At 72.9% G+C, this 20,038-nt stretch carries 17 protein-coding genes and 3 tRNA genes; 9 read left to right on the top strand and 11 right to left on the bottom strand.

Annotation, left to right across the window (positions count from 1 at the left end):
* Window positions 1-228 precede the first annotated feature (228 nt).
* From ABZ564_RS18270 to ABZ564_RS18280, 3 genes are all read left to right on the top strand, one after another.
* Window positions 229-1,017, top strand: coding sequence for an HAD-IIA family hydrolase (locus tag ABZ564_RS18270; protein WP_360857007.1), 789 nt, complete (start codon window positions 229-231; stop codon window positions 1,015-1,017).
* A 127-nt stretch (window positions 1,018-1,144) separates the two neighbouring features.
* Window positions 1,145-1,705: a hypothetical protein gene (locus ABZ564_RS18275; RefSeq protein WP_360857010.1), complete on the top strand. Its 561-nt coding sequence runs from the start codon at window positions 1,145-1,147 to the stop codon at window positions 1,703-1,705.
* Between the two features lies 1 nt (window position 1,706).
* Window positions 1,707-2,405, top strand: coding sequence for a class F sortase (locus ABZ564_RS18280; RefSeq protein WP_360857013.1), 699 nt, complete (start codon window positions 1,707-1,709; stop codon window positions 2,403-2,405).
* 272 nt (window positions 2,406-2,677) lie between these two features.
* Here the strand turns inward: ABZ564_RS18280 and ABZ564_RS18285 are convergent.
* A tRNA-Lys gene (locus tag ABZ564_RS18285) sits at window positions 2,678-2,751 on the bottom strand.
* Window positions 2,752-2,934: 183 nt separating this feature from the next.
* Between ABZ564_RS18285 and ABZ564_RS18290 the strand changes: the two genes are divergently transcribed.
* The 3 genes from ABZ564_RS18290 (at window position 2,935) to ABZ564_RS18300 (ending at window position 7,140) form a co-directional block, all read left to right on the top strand.
* Window positions 2,935-4,245 (top strand): peptidoglycan-binding protein, encoded by a 1,311-nt coding sequence (locus ABZ564_RS18290; protein WP_360857016.1) that lies wholly within the window; start codon window positions 2,935-2,937, stop codon window positions 4,243-4,245.
* Between the two features lie 25 nt (window positions 4,246-4,270).
* A complete protein-coding gene (locus ABZ564_RS18295) occupies window positions 4,271-6,385 on the top strand; it encodes an SPFH domain-containing protein (RefSeq protein ID WP_360857019.1) in 2,115 nt (704 codons plus the stop codon).
* Window positions 6,386-6,549: 164 nt separating this feature from the next.
* Window positions 6,550-7,140 carry a lytic polysaccharide monooxygenase auxiliary activity family 9 protein gene (locus ABZ564_RS18300; protein ID WP_360857021.1) on the top strand — a complete coding sequence of 197 codons (591 nt, stop codon included), beginning with the start codon at window positions 6,550-6,552 and terminating at the stop codon, window positions 7,138-7,140.
* Between the two features lie 114 nt (window positions 7,141-7,254).
* Here the strand turns inward: ABZ564_RS18300 and ABZ564_RS18305 are convergent, their stop codons facing one another.
* From ABZ564_RS18305 to ehuB, 7 genes are all read right to left on the bottom strand, one after another.
* Entirely contained in the window at window positions 7,255-8,790 is a 1,536-nt protein-coding gene (locus ABZ564_RS18305; protein WP_360857024.1) for an MFS transporter, read from the bottom strand.
* Between the two features lie 131 nt (window positions 8,791-8,921).
* A tRNA-Lys gene (locus ABZ564_RS18310) sits at window positions 8,922-8,995 on the bottom strand.
* Between the two features lie 76 nt (window positions 8,996-9,071).
* Entirely contained in the window at window positions 9,072-9,830 is a 759-nt protein-coding gene (locus ABZ564_RS18315) for an IclR family transcriptional regulator C-terminal domain-containing protein (RefSeq protein ID WP_360857027.1), read from the bottom strand.
* 184 nt (window positions 9,831-10,014) lie between these two features.
* Window positions 10,015-10,866 carry an ectoine/hydroxyectoine ABC transporter ATP-binding protein EhuA gene (gene ehuA / locus ABZ564_RS18320; protein WP_360857030.1) on the bottom strand — a complete coding sequence of 284 codons (852 nt, stop codon included), beginning with the start codon at window positions 10,864-10,866 and terminating at the stop codon, window positions 10,015-10,017.
* Entirely contained in the window at window positions 10,856-11,500 is a 645-nt protein-coding gene (ehuD, locus tag ABZ564_RS18325; RefSeq protein WP_360857032.1) for an ectoine/hydroxyectoine ABC transporter permease subunit EhuD, read from the bottom strand. Before ehuD ends, ehuA begins: the two co-directional genes overlap by 11 nt.
* A complete protein-coding gene (gene ehuC, locus ABZ564_RS18330) occupies window positions 11,497-12,231 on the bottom strand; it encodes an ectoine/hydroxyectoine ABC transporter permease subunit EhuC (protein ID WP_360857035.1) in 735 nt (244 codons plus the stop codon). Before ehuC ends, ehuD begins: the two co-directional genes overlap by 4 nt.
* A gap of 19 nt (window positions 12,232-12,250) precedes the next feature.
* Window positions 12,251-13,153: an ectoine/hydroxyectoine ABC transporter substrate-binding protein EhuB gene (gene ehuB, locus ABZ564_RS18335; protein ID WP_360857038.1), complete on the bottom strand. Its 903-nt coding sequence runs from the start codon at window positions 13,151-13,153 to the stop codon at window positions 12,251-12,253.
* A gap of 399 nt (window positions 13,154-13,552) precedes the next feature.
* On the opposite strand from ehuB, the gene ABZ564_RS18340 reads away from it, so the two are divergent.
* Both ABZ564_RS18340 and ABZ564_RS18345 read left to right on the top strand, forming a co-directional pair.
* Window positions 13,553-14,332 (top strand): decarboxylase, encoded by a 780-nt coding sequence (locus ABZ564_RS18340; RefSeq protein ID WP_360857041.1) that lies wholly within the window; start codon window positions 13,553-13,555, stop codon window positions 14,330-14,332.
* Window positions 14,333-14,423: 91 nt separating this feature from the next.
* Window positions 14,424-15,575, top strand: coding sequence for an LLM class flavin-dependent oxidoreductase (locus ABZ564_RS18345; RefSeq protein ID WP_360857044.1), 1,152 nt, complete (start codon window positions 14,424-14,426; stop codon window positions 15,573-15,575).
* Window positions 15,576-15,596: 21 nt separating this feature from the next.
* Here ABZ564_RS18345 and ABZ564_RS18350 read toward each other — a convergent pair whose 3' ends face one another.
* Window positions 15,597-17,453: an EAL domain-containing protein gene (locus ABZ564_RS18350; protein WP_360857047.1), complete on the bottom strand. Its 1,857-nt coding sequence runs from the start codon at window positions 17,451-17,453 to the stop codon at window positions 15,597-15,599.
* A 458-nt stretch (window positions 17,454-17,911) separates the two neighbouring features.
* On the opposite strand from ABZ564_RS18350, the gene ABZ564_RS18355 reads away from it, so the two are divergent.
* A complete protein-coding gene (locus ABZ564_RS18355) occupies window positions 17,912-19,126 on the top strand; it encodes a M6 family metalloprotease domain-containing protein (RefSeq protein ID WP_360857200.1) in 1,215 nt (404 codons plus the stop codon).
* 60 nt (window positions 19,127-19,186) lie between these two features.
* Here ABZ564_RS18355 and ABZ564_RS18360 read toward each other — a convergent pair.
* Both ABZ564_RS18360 and ABZ564_RS18365 read right to left on the bottom strand, forming a co-directional pair.
* Window positions 19,187-19,260: transfer RNA gene (locus ABZ564_RS18360), tRNA-Lys, on the bottom strand.
* Window positions 19,251-19,946: a bifunctional DNA primase/polymerase gene (locus tag ABZ564_RS18365; RefSeq protein ID WP_360857050.1), complete on the bottom strand. Its 696-nt coding sequence runs from the start codon at window positions 19,944-19,946 to the stop codon at window positions 19,251-19,253. The genes ABZ564_RS18360 and ABZ564_RS18365 overlap by 10 nt, the downstream gene beginning before the upstream one ends.
* Between the last annotated feature and the right edge of the window lie 92 nt (window positions 19,947-20,038).

Here is a 20,038-nt window from a genome sequence, read left to right on the forward strand (position 1 = left end):
TCGTGGAACGCGGGCAGCCGGCTGAGCCACGAGGAGTTCCAGCACCGGTGTCGTCAATCACCATGGCTCCGCCATGGCTCAATCCTCCGCCTTGCAGCTGCACGCACCCAGCCCCGCTCCTTCCTCCACCCCCCAATTGCCGGACCACCTAAACTCGGGGGCGTCGGCGCTGCACAACGCGGTGCCGCCGGCGTCCCCGCATCTGGCGTACGGCAACTGGAGTCCCACATGGCAGAGCGCAAGCCGATCTCGTCCTGGCTCACCGACATGGACGGCGTCCTCATCCACGAGGGCACCCCGATCCCCGGTGCCGACGCCTTCATCAAGCGGCTGCGTGACTCGGGACTGCCCTTCCTGGTCCTGACCAACAACTCGATCTACACCGCCCGCGACCTGCACGCCCGGCTCCAGCGCATGGGCCTGGACGTGCCCGTGGACAACATCTGGACCTCCGCGCTCGCCACCGCCCAGTTCCTGGACGACCAGCGGCCCGGCGGCACGGCGTACGTCATCGGCGAGGCCGGGCTCACCACCGCGCTGCACGACATCGGCTACGTCCTCACCGACCACGACCCCGACTACGTGGTGCTCGGCGAGACGCGTACGTACTCCTTCGAGGCGCTCACCAAGGCGATCCGGCTGATCAACGCCGGGGCCCGGTTCATCTGCACCAACCCGGACGAGACCGGCCCGTCCGCCGAGGGCCCGCTGCCCGCGACCGGCTCCGTCGCCGCCCTGATCACCAAGGCGACCGGCAAGGCCCCGTACTTCGCGGGCAAGCCGAACCCGCTGATGATGCGCACCGGGCTCAACGCGATCGGCGCGCACTCCGAGTCCAGCGCCATGATCGGCGACCGGATGGACACCGATGTGCTGGCCGGTCTGGAGGCGGGCATGCAGACGTTCCTGGTGCTCACCGGGCTGACCACGGTCGCCGACATCGACAGGTACCCGTTCCGCCCGTCCACGGTCGTCGACTCCATCGCCGACCTGGTCGACCTCGTCGACCTGGGCTGACACCGGATTCCGGTGGGGGAGCGGCCCCGTACCGCGTTCGCTCCCCCCACTCCACCGGCCCAGCGTCCCCCCCGCTGCGGATGCGAAGAGACCCCGCGCGCGTGAACCTTCCCTCAGGAGGTTCACGATGCGTTCCATACCCCTTACGTTCTGTGCCGCCGCTGTGGCCGCGGCGACCCTGGTGCCCGTTCCCGCGGCACTGGCCGAATCCGGCTCCGGCCACGAGGACCCGCGGTCCCGCGTCACCCTGTCGGTCTCCCCCTCGTCCGTCGCGCCGGGCGGTGAGGTCGAGCTGGAGCTGGCCGGCTGCAAGGCCAAGGAGGCCAAGGGGAACTCCGACGCCTTCGTCTCCGAGGCGCGGTTCTCGCCCGGCGGGGACCGGACGCTCTTCGCCGAGGCCCGCGTCCGCGCGGACGCCGAGCCCGGCGACTACGACGTCCAGGCGATCTGCAAGGACGACAAGCGCACCCGGGCGACCACCACCTTCACCGTCGTCCACCGCGAGCACCCCATGCCCGTCGCCCCGGTCCGCGCGGGCGGCGGCGGCACCGCCGTGCTCGCGAGCGAGAGCGCCGGGCAGGACGGCCCCGGCACCACCCACGAGGTGATCGGCCTCGGCCTGGCCGCCGCGGCGGCCGTCGCCGTCGCCTTCCGCAGCGTGCGCCGTCGCCGCTCGGCGGCCGACTGACATGTCTGCATCGGAGGACTCGGCGGGTCACGGCAGGCTGCTCACCGGAGTGGCCTGGGCCGTCATCCTGCTGGGCCTGTGGCTGTGGGGCCGCGGCATCACCGACGGCTCGGGCATCGGCTCGGCCCCGACCACCGGCGACGTCGCCGCGGTCGGGCGCCCGCTCGGCGTCCCGCTGCCCCCGGCGCACGAGCCGATCGGGGGCGCCGCTCCCCGGAGCGTCGAGATCCCCTCGATCGGCGTCCGGGCCGCCGTCGTCTCCCGGGGCCTGGACGCGGAGGGCGCCATCGAGCCGCCGTCCTTCGACACGCCCCAGGCGGTCGGCTGGTACGGCGCCGGCACCGAGCCCGGCGCCGAGGGCCCGGCCCTGTTCGTCGGACATGTCGACACCGAGGCCGAGCCGGCCGTCTTCTACGGGCTCAGCGCGGCCCGCCCCGGCGCCAAGGTCGAGGTGACCCGCACGGACGGCACGATCGCGGAGTTCACCATTGACGACGTCCAGGTCCTCACCCGCGCGCGGTTCGACGCCGGGAAGGCGTACGGGCCCCGCGAGGACGGCCGGGCGGAGCTGCGGCTGATCACCTGCGGCGGTACGTACGACCGCGCGTCGCGCTCGTACACCGCGAACGTGGTCGTCTCGGCCTACCTCACCGGCGAGAGGTCCGCGGCGGAGGGGGAGGCGCCGGCGGGCGCCGTCTGAACTCCTGCGGTCCCCGGCCCGGCCGCCACCCGTCACCGGGCGGCGGCCGGGCCGGTCCTCGACCGCGGTGCGCGGGCCGCGGGAGTGGCCCGGCGCGGACACGGGAGGCCTGCCGCACGACCCACTGTAGGGGGACGGGCTCCGCCCGCCCACCCGCGTTCTGACGTTACGTCGATAATCAGTCACCCTCCGCACGCGGCGAAGCGGTGGCGCGGACGCCCCGGAAACGATCAAGGCCCCCTCGCGCGAAGCGAGGGGGCCTTGACTGTGCGTGCGCCGCCAGGGACTCGAACCCCGGACCCGCTGATTAAGAGTCAGCTGCTCTAACCAACTGAGCTAGCGGCGCCTGCTGACCTGGAGAACTCTACCCGATTCCGAGCGGTGCTCCTGACCAATGCGCCGCCTCCCGGCCTGTCGGATGGTCGTTTTTTCCCTTCTATCCGTCAAACTGCGGTATGTCACGAGTATTGCCACACTGACGCCCGAGCAGATGCGCCCGAAGAACTTGACGACTGCGGAGGGGAATCACATGACTGTGCCGGTCTTCGAGGAGTACGTACCCGCCACCGACTGTCCCTGCCCGGGGTGCGCCGCCCAGCGGCGGACCGCCGCCGGGAGACCGCCCGCGCGGTGCGGAGGGAACCCGGCCGCGCACGGCGTGCGGCGCGCGGTGGTGCTGGTCACCGCGGCCGGGGTGGTGCTCGGCGGCGGGGCCGCGGAGTCCGTCGGGGCCCCGGCCGATCCCGCCCCGGTGCCCGGTACGGGAGTGCCGACCGGCCTCGGCCCCCTGCCGGACAGCCCGCAGGGCGTCCCCGGACCGCTGCGGGGGTCCGGCTCGCCGGGATCGCCGGCGACTCCGGCCGGGGCGCCCGTGCCGCGGGCGACGACCCGGGCCGACATCATCAACCGCGCGAAGGCGTGGGTCGCCGCGCAGGTCCCGTACAGCACGGCGAAGTACTGGTCGGACGGGTACCGGCAGGACTGCTCCGGCTATGTCTCGATGGCCTGGAACCTGCCGGGCAACGAGTGGACCGGCAGCCTCGCCGCGTACGGCACGCGCATCGCCCGCCAGGACCTGCAGCCCGGCGACATCCTGCTCTTCCACAACCCGGCCGACCCCGCGAAGGGCTCCCACGTCACGGTCTTCGGCGGCTGGACCGACCACACGCACACCCACTACACGGCGTACGAGCAGACCAAGCCGCACACCCGCAAGCAGACGACGCCCCTGGCGTACTGGACCAACTCCGGCAGCTATGTCGCCTACCGCTACAAGGGCCTGACCCCGGGGAAATCCACCGGCGAGGCCGCCACGACCCCCTTCCCCGGGGCGGCGAAGTTCGGTCCCCGCGCCAACAACGCCCACGTCACCCGGCTCGGCACCATGCTCGCCGCGCGGGGCGGCAAGCGCTTCTACCGGATCGGCCCCGGTCCGGTCTGGACCGACGCCGACCGCCGGGCCACCCAGGCGTTCCAGCGGGCCCAGGGGTGGAAGGGCGCCGAGGCCGACGGCATCCCCGGCCCCGACACCTGGGAACTCCTGGTGAACGGAACCGGCCGCGACATCCCCGCCGCGAGCGGGCAGAGCGGCTCCAAGGCGGTTCCGGCCTTCCCCGGGCGGGGCCATTTCCGGCCGGGCCGGTCCAACAGCCATGTCGACAGGCTCGGAAAACAGTTGGTGAAGAAGGGATACGGCGCGCACTACCGGTCGGGCCCCGGTCCCCGGTGGACCGAGGCGGACCGGCGCAATGTCGAGGCCTTCCAGAAGGCCCAGGGCTGGCGGGGCACGGAGGCCGACGGCTATCCGGGCCCGGAGACCTGGCGGCGACTCTTCGCGTGACACGACGGACATGACGGAGGCGGTAATGCGATCCACGGTGTCGGACAGTTCCGGGAACCCGGAGCACGGCCGGAAGACGGAGTACGGGGAGGAGCGGTACGGGACGGTCCCGGTAAGGGAATGGGTGGGGCCGGGCGGGGCGGGCAGCGTCACGGACGCCTGGGCGGCAGGCGCCCGGGCCGCGATGGGCGAGGGGGCGGAGGCGGTGAGGGACGCGTTTCCGGGCCGGGGCGGCGGGGCGGCGGAGGACGCGGTTCCGGTGTGGGACGCGGTGCCGATCGCCGACGGGTTGCCGGTGCGGGACGCCGTGCCCGGGCGGGACGGGGCGGGCCGGCAGGCCCCTCCGATCTTCGCGCCGGTCGCCGTGTCGGTGCCCGCCGGGGGCGAGGTGGTGGTCGATGTGCCGGGCCCGGGGGAGTGCGAGCGGGCCGGGGCCGGTGCGCGGCGAGGGGCCGGGGAGGCCGCGGATTCCGGTACGCGTCAAGCCTCCGGTTCCGATTCAGTCGTCGATCTGGTGCTCGATCTGGTGCCGCGCGAGGACGACCGCAGAGGGCCGCTCGGTGCCACCTCGGCGTCGGTGTCGGTGCCCGCGACGGCGGAAGCGGACGCGGAGGGCGACGAGAAGGAGCCCGCCGACGCGGTGCCCGCGGGCGCCGCGGTGCCGGCGCCCGCCTCCGCACCGGAGCCCGCGCCCGCCCCCCTACGGATCGCCGAGGCCCGGGCACCCGAGCCGGTCCCCGAGACCCAGGCACCCGAGCCGGTCCCCGAGGCCCGGGCACCCGAGCCGGTCCCCGAGGCCCGGGCGTCCGCGCCGGTCCCCGAGACCCGCGCGCCCGACCGCGAACCGGTACCCGACCGCGAACCGGTACCCGCCCTCGCCGGCGCGGCCTCCGGTGCGGGGCCGGTCCTCGTCCCCGGGCCCGACGCCGGGTCCCGTACCGATACCGGGGCCCGTAACGACGGGGGGTCCCGCACCGACACCGGGTCCCGTAACGACGCCGGGTCCCGTACCGACCCGCTCCGGGACAGCGGCCGGCACCGGGCGGTCATCGCCAACGAGCGCACCGCCTCCATCCCCGTGCACCTCCTCTTCCGTGAGGACCGGCACGCCGGTGCCGGTGCCGTGCCGCCCACCGTCGTACGGCCGGGCGGGGGCGAGCCCGGGGCCGGGGTGCGGCGGCCGCCCGTGCCGAGGTCGCCGCAGGTGCGCCCCTCGACCCGGCCCGCGCCCGAGGCCGACCCCCGCCTGCACGAGCGGCCGGGACCCGCACTGCCCGGCTGGGCCGCGCTGCTCACCGGCTTCGGCGGGATCGCGGCGGCGGCCGGGGTCCTGTGGTGGACCGGTGTGGTGCCGGCCGCCGTTCTCGCCCGCTTCGGGCTCGGCCCGCGACCGTACGACGGACTCGGCACCGGTGCCTGGGCGGCGCTCGTGGTCCTGGCGACCGTCGTGCTGTTCGCGTTCGGCGGTCTCAGCCGGGGCCGGGTCGGCTACGCCGGGGTGCTCACCCTCTTCGGCCAGTACCGGGGCAGCGTGCGGCGGACCGGGCTGATGTGGGTCAGCCCGCTGCTGCTGCGCCGCCGCGTCGACGTACGGCTGCGGCACTGGCGCAGCGAGCCGCTGCCCGCGGTGGACGCGAACGGCACGGCGCTGCGGGTCGTCGTCCAGGTGGTGTGGCGGGTCAAGGACACCGCGCGGGCGGCGCTGGGGGTCGAGGACCACGAGACGTACCTGCGCGAGCAGGTCGAGGCGGCGATGGCGCGGGTCCTGTCCCAGTTGCCCGCCGACGCCTTCCACGAGGACGCGCACACCCTGCGCAACGCGGAGGCGGTCGGCGACGCGCTGACGCGGATGCTGAAGGCGGACTGCGAGCCCGTCGGCGTCGAGGTGTACTCGGCGCAGCCGACCGGGATCGAGTACGCGCCGGAGGTGGCGGCGGCGATGCAGCGGCGCCGGATCGCGGCGATCGACGCCCAGCACCGGGACAGCGTCCTGACGTCGGTCGTGGACGCGGTGGACGACACCGTCAGCCGGCTGACGGCCCGGGGGCTCGTGGAGCTCGACGACTACGAACGCAAGTCCCTGGTCAAGGACTTGACGGTGGCCTTCTACACCGGGCGGGTCGGAGGCGACGGCGCCTGAGGAGGCGTGGGGGAGGTTCCGGGGCAACCGGAATCCCGCGCTCATTGGTCTGGACATGTTCAAGGCGCGGCAATAATCTGAGCCTTGGTCTAGACCGCAGAACGCGCGTGCGCGGCAGTGCTCATGGAATCCCCCTCCCCCCACGTATCCGAGGAGCGACAGCAATGCGTATGAAGGCAAGTGCGGCCCTGGTCGGTCTTGCGGTAGCGGGCGTCTCGATGTTCGCGACCGGCAGCGCCAGCAGTCACGGCTACACGGACAACCCGATCAGCCGTCAGAAACTGTGTGCCAACGGCACGGTGACCGGCTGCGGCAACATCCAGTGGGAGCCGCAGAGCGTCGAGGGCCCCAAGGGCTTCCCGGCGGCCGGTCCGGCCGACGGGAAGATCTGCTCCGGCGGTCACGGCGAGTTCGCGCAGCTCGACGACCCGCGCGGCGGCAACTGGCCCGCCACCAAGGTGACGGCCGGTCAGGGCTTCAGCTTCCGCTGGCAGTTCACCGCCCGGCACGCCACGTCGGACTTCCGCTACTACATCACCAAGGACGGCTGGGACCCCACCAAGCCGCTCACCCGGGCGGACCTGGAGCCGCAGCCCTTCATGACGGTGCCGTACGGCGGCAAGCAGCCCCCGGCGACCCTGACCCAGCAGGGCACCATCCCCACCCAGAAGTCCGGGAAGCACATCATCCTGAGCGTCTGGAACGTCGCGGACACCGCCAACGCGTTCTACGCGTGCTCGGACGTGCAGTTCTGACGTCCGCCGGCGGCCGTGCCGCGTGACTGACGTGCTGCCGGCGGGCAGCACACCGAACCCGGGGTGTCGAAGGACGCCCCGGGTTTCGCCGTGCCGGTACGGGCCGGGCCACGGTCAGACCCGGGCCGGAACCGGAGCCGCGGCCGGCGCCTCGACGGCCGGCGCCGGCCGGGTCGCCCGGCGCAGCAGGGTCGCGGCCAGCACCGCACCGGTCAGCAGGACCAGGGACCCGGTCACCGAGGCGTACCGCATGCTGTGCACGAAGGCCTCCCGGCCGATCGCGATCAGCGAGTCGTCGCCGGTGGCCAGCGCGCCCGGCAGCGTCTTGCGGGCGGCCCCGGGTGCGGAGGCGGGCATGTCCGCCCGGTAGGCCGCGGTGGCGACGGCGCCCAGCAGGGCCATGCCCAGCGCGCCGCCGAACTCCTGCCCGGTCTCCAGCAGCGAGGCGGCCGAGCCGGCCTTCTCCGCCGGGCTGACGGCCATCGCCATGTCCGAGACGAGCGCCATCACGGCGACGATGCCGCTGCTCATCACGGCCGCGCCGATCAGCAGCAGGGCCAGCGAGTCGGTCCCGGCCAGGGTGAAGAGCCCGAAGCCGGCCGCCCCGACCGCGAAGCCGCCGCAGACCACGTAGGCGCGCGGGGTCCGCTGGGCGAGCGCGGTCGCCGCGGGGGCCGCCGCACCCACGGCCAGGGACGGGGCCAGGCTCCACAGCGCGGCCTCCATCGTGCTCATGCCGAGCACCGACTGCAGGTACTGGGTGGTGAAGAAGGACGAGCCCATCATCGCGAAGGCGGCCAGCGCGTTCAGTCCGATCCCGATGCCGAAGCCGCGGCCCCGGAACAGCTCACGGCTGATCATCGCGTCGGAGCGGGTGCGCTGCCGGCGGACGAAGAGCAGGCCGACGGCCAGACCGGCGGCGATGACCAGGGCCCGCTCGGCGTCGAGTCCGTGGGCGGCGCTCTCCTTGATGCCGTAGACCACCGGCAGGACCGCGCCCATGGACAGCGGGACGCTCAGGAAGTCGAACCGGCCCGGTGCGGGGTCCTTGAACTCCGGCACCAGCAGCGGTACGAGGACCAGCAGCAGGACCATCGCGGGCACGTTGATCAGGAAGACCGAGCCCCACCAGAAGTGCTCCAGCATCACCCCGCTGAACACCGAGCCGAGCGCGACCCCGCCGGCCATGGCGCCCGACCAGATGCCGATGGCCTTCGCCCGCTGCCGCTCGTCGCGGAACATGTTGCGCACGAGCCCGATGGTGGACGGCATCAGCGTCGCCCCGCCGATCCCGAGGACGGCCCGGGCCGCGATCAGCATCTCCGGGCTGTCCGCGTACGCGGCGCAGACCGAGGCGGCGCCGAAGGCGAGGGCCCCGGCCATCAGCAGTTTCCGGCGGCCGATGCGGTCGCCCAGCGAACCCATCGTGATGAGGAGGCCGGCCAGGGCGAAGGCGTACACGTCGAAGATCCACAGCTGCTGGGTGGCGCTGGGGGCGAGGTCCCGGTCGATGGACGGGATCGCGAAGAAGAGGACGGAGACGTCCATCGAGACGAGGAGGAGGGGGAGGAGCAGGACCAGGAAGGCGGTCCACTCCCGACGGCCGGCGAGTGCGCCGGGGGCGGCGGTGGTGCTCGTGGGGTTCGTCATGCCAAGGAATGTACGGCCGTTTAAAACGCTTGTCTAGTACGACTGTGTAAAACGTTCGTACATGGCTGCGGGCAGCGCAAAACGCACGAGGCGGTCCCCGTGGATACGGAAACCGCCTCGTGCGTTGTCTGTGCGCCGCCAGGGACTCGAACCCCGGACCCGCTGATTAAGAGTCAGCTGCTCTAACCAACTGAGCTAGCGGCGCCTGCTGACGTGAAAAATAATACCTGGTCCCCAGGGGTGCTGATGACACACCCGCCCCGGGCGCCCCGGGGCCGGTCCTACAGGGCCAGCGACAGCAGCACCGGGGCCGCGCGCCGGTTCAGCGTGTCCGCCGCCGCGCGCAGCCGGTGCGCGTCCTCCACCGGCATCGACAGGGCCAGGCAGCCTGCCGACGCCCCGGCGGTCAGCGGTACCGCCGCGCACACCGTGCCGACCGCGTACTCCTGGAGGTCGAGCACCGGGACCGTGGCCGGCTGGCTGTCCAGCTTGGAGAAGAGGACCTTCTCGTTGGTGATCGTGCGCGAGGTCAGCCGGGCCGTCTTGTGCCGCGAGATGTGGTCGCGCCGGCCGTTCTGGTCCAGCTGGGTCAGCAGGCACTTGCCGATCGCCGAGGCGTGCGCCGCGGACCTGAAGTCCACCCACTCGTTGACCGCGGGGGTGAGCGGGCTGTCGGCGTACTGCGTGACGCGGATCTCGCCGTCCACGTACCGGCTGATGTAGACCGCCGCGCCGACCGAGTCGCGCAGCTGGGCGAGGGTCTGCTGGAGCTTGGACTCCAGGGCCTGCCGGCGGGCCGCACCCGAGCCGAGCAGCAGCAGCGAGGCGCCGATGACGTACGCCCCGTCGGTGATCTGCTCGACGTAGCCCTCGCGGCGCAGCGTCAGCAGCAGGGGAGAGAGGTGGCCGAGGGGCAGGCCCGTCTCCCGCGAGATCTGGGTGTCCGTGACCCCGCTGCCGTGCTTGGAGACCGTTTCGAGAACGCGAAGGGCGTACTGCACCGAGTGGAACGGCGCGGTCGGTTCGGGCTTCAACGCCACGGTTTCCCCCTACCAGTTGGGACCGGAGGCCGGCCGGCGGGCCGGAGGCTTCGCCACCACGATAGCCGTCGGGGGCCTGTTCAGGGGGCGGTCCGGCGGACTTGTGGGTGCGCCCCGCCACTGTCAGCAGGGGCGCACCCGAATGGCATATGCCGGAGTCATGCACGGGCGACGGATGCCGAGGTCACAGCACTGCGTTGAGGAATTCGCGCGTGCGTTCGTGCGAGGGGTCGGTGAAGATTTTTTCCGGCGAACCGGACTCCACGACCCGCCCGGCGTCGAACATCAGCACCTTCTCCGAGACGTCCCGGGCGAAGTTCATCTCGTGCGTCACACAGAGCATCGTGATGTCGGTGTTCCTGGCGATGTCGGTCAGCAGCTCCAGCACCCCGGCCACCAGCTCCGGGTCCAGCGCGGACGTCACCTCGTCCAGGAGCAGGATCTCCGGCTCCATCGCCAGCGCGCGGGCGATCGCGACCCGCTGCTGCTGGCCGCCGGAGAGCTGCGAGGGGTGCGCGTCGACCTTGCCGGACAGGCCCACCAGCTCCAGCAGCTCCCGGGCCCTGGCCTCCGCCTCGTCCCGGTCCCTGCCGAGCACGTTGACGGGCGCCTCGGTGATGTTCTGGAGCACCTTCATGTTCGGGAAGAGGTTGAACTGCTGGAAGACCATGCCGATCTTCCGGCGGGCCGCGCGCAGGTGCTTCTCGGGCGCCGGCTTCAGCGAGCCGTCCGGTGCCCGCGTGTGGGTCAGGGGCTCGCCGTCGATCCAGATCACGCCGTCGCTGACCCGTTCCAGCGTCATCAGCAGCCGCAGGATCGTCGTCTTGCCCGAGCCGCTGGGCCCGATCAGGGTGACGTGCTCGCCGCGCTCGACCGTGAAGTCCAGCTCGTCGAGGACCGTGTGGTCGCCGTAGCGCTTGACGACCTTGTCGAAGCGGACGAGCGGGTGCCCGGCGTCCTCGGGCGCGCCGGCGGGCCGGGCGGCCTCGGGGGCCGTGGCCGCGTTCTTCTGCAGGGGGAGGGGTTCAGTGGCCAAGGCGCTTCTCCAGCTTTCTCATCAACAGCGAGGTGGGGTAGCTCGCCACCAGGAAGATCAGTCCCGCGAGGGTGAACACCTCCATGTAGCGGAAGTTCTCGGTTCCGTAGCCGCGGGCCTCGAAGACCATCTCGTGCACGGTGATCACGGCGAGGAACGGCGTCTCCTTGAACATGGAGATCGCGTAGTTGCCGAGCGCGGGCAGCACGTTGCGGACCGCCTGCGGCAGGATCACGGCCTGCCAGGTCCGCCGGGGCGTCAGCGACAGCGCCCGGCACGCCTCCCACTGCCCCTTCGGCACGGCGTCGATCCCGGCGCGGTACACCTCGGAGGTGTACGCGGCGTAGTGCACGCCCAGCACCACGATGCCGATGGTGAGCGGCTCCACCGAGGTGAACAGGGCGGCCGCGCCCACCAGTTGCACCAGGAGCGGGGTGGAGCGGACGAACTCCGTCACCGCCTTCACCGGCACGGTCACCAGCCGGCTCGGGGCCCGTCCGGCGACCGCGACGGCCAGCCCGAGGACCGCGGCGACCAGCGTGCCGAACACCGTGGCCAGCAGGGTCGTCCAGAACCCGTCGAGGACCCGGGGGAACGCGTCGCCGACGGCGCCCCAGTCGAAGTCGCTGTTCACCGGGCACCTCCGGCCTGGGCGGCGGACACGGCGCTACGGGTCCTCAGCAGGCTCTTCCCGCCCGCCGCCAGCCCGAGCCGCCGCTTGGCGGACCGCTCCAGCAGGTTCATCAGCAGGGTCAGCGCGTAGGCCAGGACGAAGTAGCAGACCAGCAGCGTGGCGTAGGCGGTGAGGGTCTCACCCGTACGGCTGCGCAGCTTCTCGACGGCGGTCATCAGGTCCGCCGCCGAGATCAGCCACAGCAGCGGGGTCGCCTTCAGCAGCTGGATCAGCAGGTTGGTGAACGACGGGATCATCTGCACCCACGCCTGCGGCAGGATCACCTTGCGCATCCGGTGCAGCGGCGACATGTTCAGCGCGAGCGCCGCCTCGTACTGCCCGCGCGGTACGGAGTTGACCGCGCCGCGCACCACTTCGGCGCCGTACGCCCCGTAGTTGAGGCCGAACGCGAGCACCCCGCAGACGAGCGGCGTCAGTTCGTACCCGGTGAGCTGCGGCATCGCGTAGTACAGCCAGAACAGCTGCACGTACAGCGAGGTGCCGCGGAAGAACTCCACGACCACGCGGGAGACCCCGCGCGCCGGCAGGAGCCGGCTGAGCGACATCAGGCCGAGGGCGAAGGACAGGAGCAGCGCCACCAGGGCGCCGAGCACCGTGGCCTCCAGGGTCACCCACAGGCCCGACCGCAGCTGCGGCAGATCGTCGGCGAAGGCCGAGAAGAAGTCATTCATGCGATGGGTACCGTCCCCGTCAGCCCTTGCACAGATCGGCCGTCTTCAGCGTGGCCGGCGGCAGCTCGGTCGCGCCGAAGCCGTAGTCGCGCAGCAGTTCCACATAGCGGGACCGGTCGGCGACGATCTTCTTCAGCTCGCGGTTGAACGCGTCGCGCAGCTCCTCGTTGCCCTGGCGGAAGACGGCGCCGCCGGGGCTGTACTGCTTCACGCCGTCCAGCTCGGGCAGGAAGGCGTCGGTGACCTCGGTGCCTTCGTTGGTCCTGGCGAGCCAGCGCAGCGAGATCCCGGTCAGCAGGAACGCGTCCACCCGGCCGCCCTTGACCGCGTCCGCCCCGTCCTGCGGCTTCTGCAGCGTCTTGATCCTGCTCTCGGGGATGCCGGCGCCCTTGGCGTACGAACCCTCGACCGCGCCCGCCATCACGCCGAGGGTGATCCCGGCGGCCTTCGCCGACGCGAGGTCGGTGACCTTCTTCGGGTTCCCCTTCTTCACCATCATCGCGGTCGGCGAGATGAACTCCGGCTCCGAGAAGAGGGCGTTGGCGCAGCGCTCCGGGGTGATCGCCATGCCGGCGCTGACCACGTCGTACTTGCCGGCCTTGAGTCCGGGGATCAGGCCGTCCCACTCGGAGAGGGTGGGCTTCAGCTCGTCGACACCGAGCGCCTTGAAGATCTCGCGGTGCAACGTGGGCGCCTCGCCCTTGAGTTCCTTGCCCTCCATGTAGCCGTACGGCGCCTCGTCGGCGTACGCGACCCGTACGAAACCCTGCTCGCGGAGCTTCTCGAGGGCGCCTTCGCCGTCGGCGGAGCCCTCACCGGCCTTGCTGCACGCGGCGAGGAGGCCCGGGACGACGAGCAGACCGCCCACCGCTGCCGATCGGTTGAGGAATCCCCGGCGGGACAGGTTCGGGAAGTCAGCCATGGTTCGCGCTCTCCTGAAGGGTTCGAACAGTCCGGACAGGCCTGGCGCCCGCCCGGCGAAGATCCGCCGGACAGGCGCCTAGCGCCTGCCCGATCCGGTGCGTCTATGCAGGGAGAGAGCGCATGTAATCGAACGGTGGCCGGAGGGTGACCTTCCCGTGTCCGCGGGGAGGGCGGAAGGCGGGGTTTGGGCGGGATATCCCGCCCCCGGCCCCGTGCTGCGACGGGTGCCCGCCCGGCCGCCGCCCATGCGCACGCCCGGCCGCCCGGGGCGATAACCGGGGCGGATGGCGGAATACTGGAACAGGAACGGGGAAACCGGTCAGCGCCGCCGGTTCGCGCGGCGGCCGCGACGGACGACCCGCCGCGGTACGGACGCAGGTGCAGAGAAAGGGTGGACATGACGACCGTCGGATTCCTCTACCCGGGCCACTTCGCCGAGGACGACTACCCGCGCATGGAGATCCTTCTCGACAGCACCATCAGACTCGTCGTCCACCACACCGAGAGCCCGGACGGCGCCTACCGCGAGGACGCCCTGAGCGCGCTGGGCACCCCCGGCCGGCTCGCCGCCGGCGTCGAGGAGCTGCAGCGCTCCGGGGTCCAGTCCATCGTCTGGGCCTGCGACGGCGGCAGCTTCCCGCACGGGTGGCGGGGCGCCCACGACCAGGCCGCGGCCCTCGCCCGGGCGGCGGGTGTGCCCGCGTCCAGCACCTCCATCGGCTTCGTGCACGCGGTACGGAAGCTGGGCGCCACGCGCGTCGCGGTCGCCGCGACCTACCCCGAGGCCCTCGCCGAGCGGTTCACCGCCTTCCTCCGCGAGACCGGCCTGGAGGTGACCGGCACCCACGCGGCGGGCGTCACCGACGCCGCCGAGGCCGCCTCGTGGGACGGCGAGCGGGTCCTCGGCCTGGCCCGGGCCGCCGACCGCCCCGACGCGGAGGCCGTCCTGATCCCCGACACGGCCCTGCACACGGTCTCCCACCTCCCCGAACTGGAGGAGGCGCTCGGCAAGCCCGTCCTCACCGCGAACCAGGTGGCGGCCCGCGAGGCCCTGCGCCTGGCCGACCGCCCCGCCTGGGCCCCGCGGCTCGGCACGCTCTTCGCCGCCCGCGAGCAGCCGCCGGCCCCGGTGAGCCGGGGGAGCGGACGGGCGTACGCCCACGGGAAGAAGCACTGAGAGGCGGCGCCCGGAATAAACGGAGTCAACCTCCTGTTCGTGTTCTCCGGACAGACGAGGCACTGACGCGCACCACCGGAGAGGCCAGGACGTGGACGAGATTCGAGGCGACGAGATCCAGGGCGACGAGATCCGCGGCACGGCCCGGGGGACCGCCCCCGTGCCGCTGTCCGTGCTGGACCTGGTGACCGTGGGCAAGGGCCGCACGGCGAGCCAGGCCCTGCGCACCGGCGTGGAGATCGCCCAGCTCGCCGAGCGCCGGGGCTTCCACCGCTACTGGGTCGCCGAGCACCACTCGATGCCCGGGGTCGCCTCCTCGTCCCCGGCCGTGATCCTGGCCCACACCGCCGCCCGCACCGAGCGCATCCGCCTCGGCTCGGGCGGCGTCATGCTGCCCAACCACGCCCCGCTCGTCATCGCCGAGCAGTTCGGCACCCTGGAGGCGATGGCCCCCGGCCGCGTCGACCTCGGCCTGGGCCGCGCCCCCGGCACGGACGGCGCCACGGCCGCGGCGCTCCGGCGCACCGACCGGCTGAACGAAGGGGCAGTGGGGTCTCCCCTGGTCGAGCGAAGCCGAGACCTTGGGGATGATTTTCCGCAGCAGCTGATGGAGCTGACCCGGTTCCTGGACGACGACTTCCCCGACGGCCACCCCTACGCCCGCATCCACGCGGTCCCCGGCCCCGTCCAGGCCACCGCCGAGGGCGGCGTCCAGTCCCCGGCGCGCCCGCCCGTCTGGCTGCTCGGCTCCTCCGGCTTCAGCGCCCGGCTGGCCGGCGTGCTCGGGCTGCCGTTCGCCTTCGCGCACCACTTCTCGGCCCAGAACACCGTGCCGGCGCTGGAGCTGTACCGCGACTCCTTCAAGCCCTCCACGGTCCTGGACGCCCCCTACGCCCTGATCGGCGTCGCCGCCCTGGCCGCCGACGACGAGCGCGAGGCCCGGCGCCAGGTGCTGACCGGTGCCCTGTCGATGCTCCGGCTGCGCTCCGGGCGGCCCGGCCTGGTCCCGACGCCCGAGGAGGCGGAGGCGTACGCCTTCTCCCCGATGGAGCGCGAGTTCGTCGACAGCTGGCTGGCCAACATCGTCCACGGCACCGCCGACGAGGTCCGCTCCGGCCTGGACGACCTGGCCAAGCGCACCGGCGCCGACGAGCTGATGATCACCGCCAACGCCCACGGCGGCGAGGCCCGGCTGCACAGCTACGGCCTGATCGCCGACGCGTACGGGCTGCCGGGGGCGTGAGGGGAGCGCGGCGGTCCGGGGTCACGCCTCCGGCGCGGGCGTCCCGATGAGCTCGGCGATGCGCTCCGGGGCGACCGCCCGCGAGTAGAGCCAGCCCTGTCCGGTGTCGCAGCCGATCCGGCGCAGCCGCTCGGCCTGGCCGGCCGTCTCCACGCACTCCGCGGTGACGGTCAGGCCCAGCCGGTGCGCCAGCTCGACCATGGCCTCCACGATCGTCTCGTCGGCGGGGCTGGGGTGCGTGCCGTCCTCGTAACGGAAACCGCGCACGAAGGCGCCGTCCAGCTTGAGCACGGACACCGGCAGGCGGCTCAGGTAGGCGAGGTTCGAGTAGCCGGTGCCGAAGTCGTCGATGGCGATGCGGACGCCCATGTCGCTGAGCGCCTGGAGGGCCCGCAGCGGCCGGCCCGCCGACCCCATCACCGCGGACTCGGTCAGCTCCAGCTGCAGCAGCGCCGGGTCGAGCCCGGTCTCCGCCAGGATCTCCGCGACATCGGTGACCAGGTCGGAGTCCCAGACCTGGCGCACCGCGACGTTGACGCTGATGAACAGCGGCGGCTTCGCCGGGTGGTCGAGCTGCCAGCGCCTGGCCTGCCGACAGGCGGAGCGCAGCACCCACCGGCCGAGCTGCACGATCGAACCGTCCTCCTCGGCGATCGCGACGAACCGATTCGGCGAGAGCATGCCGAACTGCGGGTGGTTCCAGCGCACCAGCGCCTCGACCCCGCGCACCACCCCGTCCGCCATGCCGACCAGCGGCTGGTACTCGATGGTGAACTCGCCGCGCTCCACGGCCGGGCGCAGGGTCGACGACAGCGCCTGGCGGGTCATCCGGTGGGCGTTGCGCTCCGGGTCGAACAGGGTCCAGCGGGCCTTCCCGTCGGCCTTCGCCCAGTACAGCGTGGTGTCGGCGGCCTGCATCAGACCGGTGGCCGACGTGTCCGCGACGGGCCGCTCCACCACCCCGATCGACGCCGAGACCGAGAGCCGCTGCCCGGCGAGGTCGAAGGGCTGCTGGAGCGCGCCCAGCACCGCGCGTGCCAGGTCGGTCAGCTGCTCGGTGCCGGTGGACTCCTCGACCAGGATCGCGAACTCGTCGCCGCCGAGCCGCGCCACCAGCGGGACGCCGGCCGGGTACGCGCCCTCCTGCTCGGCGCAGTCCGTGAGCCGTGCGGCGACGGCCGCCAGCAGCCGGTCGCCGATCCGGTGGCCCAGCGTGTCGTTGACCGCCTTGAAGCCGTCCAGGTCCAGGTAGCAGAGCCCGACACGGGAGTTCTCGCGGCTCTGGGGGAGCGAGGGCCCGAGCGCCGCCGACAGCCGTTCGAAGAAGAGCGTCCGGTTGGGCAGCCGGGTCACCGGGTCGTGCATCTGGAGGTGGCGCAGCCGCTGCTGCAGTTCGCGCCGGTCGCTGACGTCCGCGACGGAGAGCAGGGCCCGGCCCGGCGCGCCGCCCTCCGCCGCCCCCCGGCCGTCCGGCATCGGTACGACGGTGATCTCGGCCCACAGCGCGCGCCCGTCGGGGTGCTTGAGCCGGCGGGTGCAGTGGAAGCGGGAGCGCCGGCCGTGCAGCACCTCGCGGTACGCGTGCCAGGCGCGGGCGTCCGCCGCCAGGTCGACCAGGTCGGCCGCCGACTGCGCGGTGAGCGCCGCCGCGCCGGTGCCGGCCAGCGCCCCGAGCGCCTCGTTGGCGGTGACGATCAGGCCCTCGGGGTCGACGACAGCCATCGGCAGGGCGGCGGCCCGGAACGCGGCCCGGTAGTCGGGCGTCTCGGTGGCGGACGCGCCGGACGGCCCCATCTCGTGACCCTCCGTCACCATCGGTCGCCGGGCAGAGGGTGCCGTGCCCGCCGTGGGCCCCGGCCCTTCGGAGGTTGCGCTCACCGTTCGCTCCGCCCTGCAGTTCTGTCCCGGACACCTCCGCCGGACTGGCCCGCCGCGTGGAGCGCCCTCGTGAGAGGCGGCAACCGCGCAGGAAAGCGAGGTGAAGCATAGAGGGCCGCGCCCCGGCCGTTCCAGCGCCCCGGCCCTCGGGAGCCCCTCGTGCGACTCGCACGGCCCATGCGAACGCCGATCCGGTTTGTCCCTGACTGATTGTTTCTGCACGTTCTCGCTCTCGCACGTTGTGCCAGTGATTATTTGTGACCGTCCGTGAGGGAGGCGGGTGGCGAGAGGGTGACTCGACTGGGGGAGTTCGGCGTGACGAAACGGCAATAGCCCCACAAAGTGGACGCGAGGGTTCCCGGGTCGTGCTCCGCGCCGGAGTCGCGGGCGCCCCGCCCCGGAGGTATCCGCCACCCGCACCGGAGGTAGATGTGCCGCGTCAGCCCCGGCCCTCACGGGTGGAGAGGCCGACTCCACGCGGACTCGCGGCCGGGCTGATCTCGCTGCTGGCGCTCGCCGCCACCTCCCTCGTCGCCGGGCCCGCGGCCGCCGCCACCGGGGAAGCCGCTCCCTGCGCACTGCCTCGCACCCCCGCCCACCACTCGCTCGGCGTCGACCGGTGGAACGGCGCCTACCCGCGCCCGGACCGCGCCCTGGACGCGGTGATGGTCTTCCTCTCGTTCCCCGACGCCCGCCCGGCCACCACCCCCGCCGAACTCACCTCGGACCACTTCCCGGCCACCACCCAGTTCTTCCGGCGCGCCTCGTACGGCAAGTTCACCCTGCGCCCGCACCCGCAGCGGCAGTGGATCCGGATGCCGAAGCCCTCGACCTGGTACGGCATACAGCGCGACTGGGCCAATGACCGGCGCGGCGCCTACCTGCGCGACGCGATCCGCGTGGCCGACGCCCGGATCGACTTCTCGCGCTACGACATCGTCTACCTCGTCGCCGACCCGGACGCCCCCGGCGTCGACTCCGACGCCACCAAGGTCGTCAACTTCGACCGGCCCCTGCGCGCCGACGGCACGGACATCAGGCGCGTCGTCACGGTCTTCGAGCAGCACCCGCCGGACCACAACGTGCTGGCCCACGAGACCGGACACGTCTTCGACCTGCCCGACCTCTACCACCGGCCCTCCGACGGCGAGGGCGACTGGGACACCCACGTCGGCGACTGGGACGTCATGGGCAGCCAGTTCGGGCTCGCGCCCGACCTCTTCGGCTGGCACAAGTGGAAGCTGGGCTGGCTGGACGACCGGCAGGTGGTCTGCGTCCAGAGCGACCGGGTCGTCACCCTCGAACCGATGGCCGCCGTCCCCGTCCCCGGCGCCTCCCTCGGCACCCGGCTCGCCGTGATCAGGACCGGCGAGGGCAGCGTGGTGGCCGTCGAGGCCCGCGGCTCCACCGGCAACGACCGCTCGACCTGCGCCGAGGGCGTCCTGCTCTACCGGGTGCGCAACGAGACCCCCTCCGGCGGCGGCCCCGTCGAGGTGCTCGACACCCACCCGGACACCGACGCCTGCTGGGAGCGGTCGGTCTACCCGCCGCTCGCGGACGCCCCGCTGCGCGTCGGCGAGACGTACTCCGTCCCCGGCGCGCACGCCACCATCGAGGTCGCCGACCGGACGCCCTCGGGCTCCTGGACGATCCGCATCACCACGGGAACCTGACGGGACCCGTACCGGACAACGAAGAAGCCCCTCGCTCTCGCGAGGGGCTTCTTCCGTCTGTGCGCCGCCAGGGACTCGAACCCCGGACCCGCTGATTAAGAGTCAGCTGCTCTAACCAACTGAGCTAGCGGCGCCTGCTGACGTCGTAGACCTTAGCACCCTGATCGGGGAGAGGAAAAATCGAAATCCGGGGAGTCGGAGCGGGCGCGGAACGGGCCACCCGCACGCACGCCCACAGCAGCACGTCCGGCCCCGGCAGCCAGGGGCTGCGCGTGTCCGGGGCCACCAGCCAACGAGGCCCCGCGTACTCCTCGTCGCAGGTCAGGGGCGGCACCGTCACCGCGTCCCCGGTGCCGTGGCAGAGCAGCGGGGGCATCGTCGTACCGCTCCCGTCCCGGCCGTGCGGACCGCCGCCCCACTCCTCCCACTCCAGCAGCGAAGGCAGCCGCTGGGCCGTGCCCGGCGACGCGAACAGCAGCATCCGGCCCCGGTGCGAGGCGACCGGACCCGAGCCCGGGCCGTCGGCCCACAGGTGCTCCAGCATCCGGCGCCCGAACAGCGTGGGCACGTTCACCACGTCGAACGCCGTGCCGCACGGCAGGACCCCGGGCGCCGTCGGGCGCGACTCCCACTGGGCCAGGGCGCTGCGCGGGTACGCCGACGCCCCGGCCAGCCACGCGGCACCGGCCGCGGTGACCTGGGCCGTCTGATGCCGGGCGGGCTCACTCAGCGCGGAGAAGAGGCCGGCGTCGTGGCCGGCGCGGAGGCAGGGTCCGTCGCCGTGGTGCAGGGTCGTTTCGTCGGGCAGCCATGCGGTCATGTGCACAGGTCTACCGGGGGTGACCGGCCGGATTCCGAGAGTTGCCGAAAACCGGGACACGATAACCGGACGGGGAGTATGGTTCGCCCGGG

It is taken from the genome of Streptomyces sp. NPDC019224, assembly GCF_040632605.1.
In the GTDB taxonomy this organism is placed as follows: Bacteria; Actinomycetota; Actinomycetes; order Streptomycetales; family Streptomycetaceae; genus Streptomyces.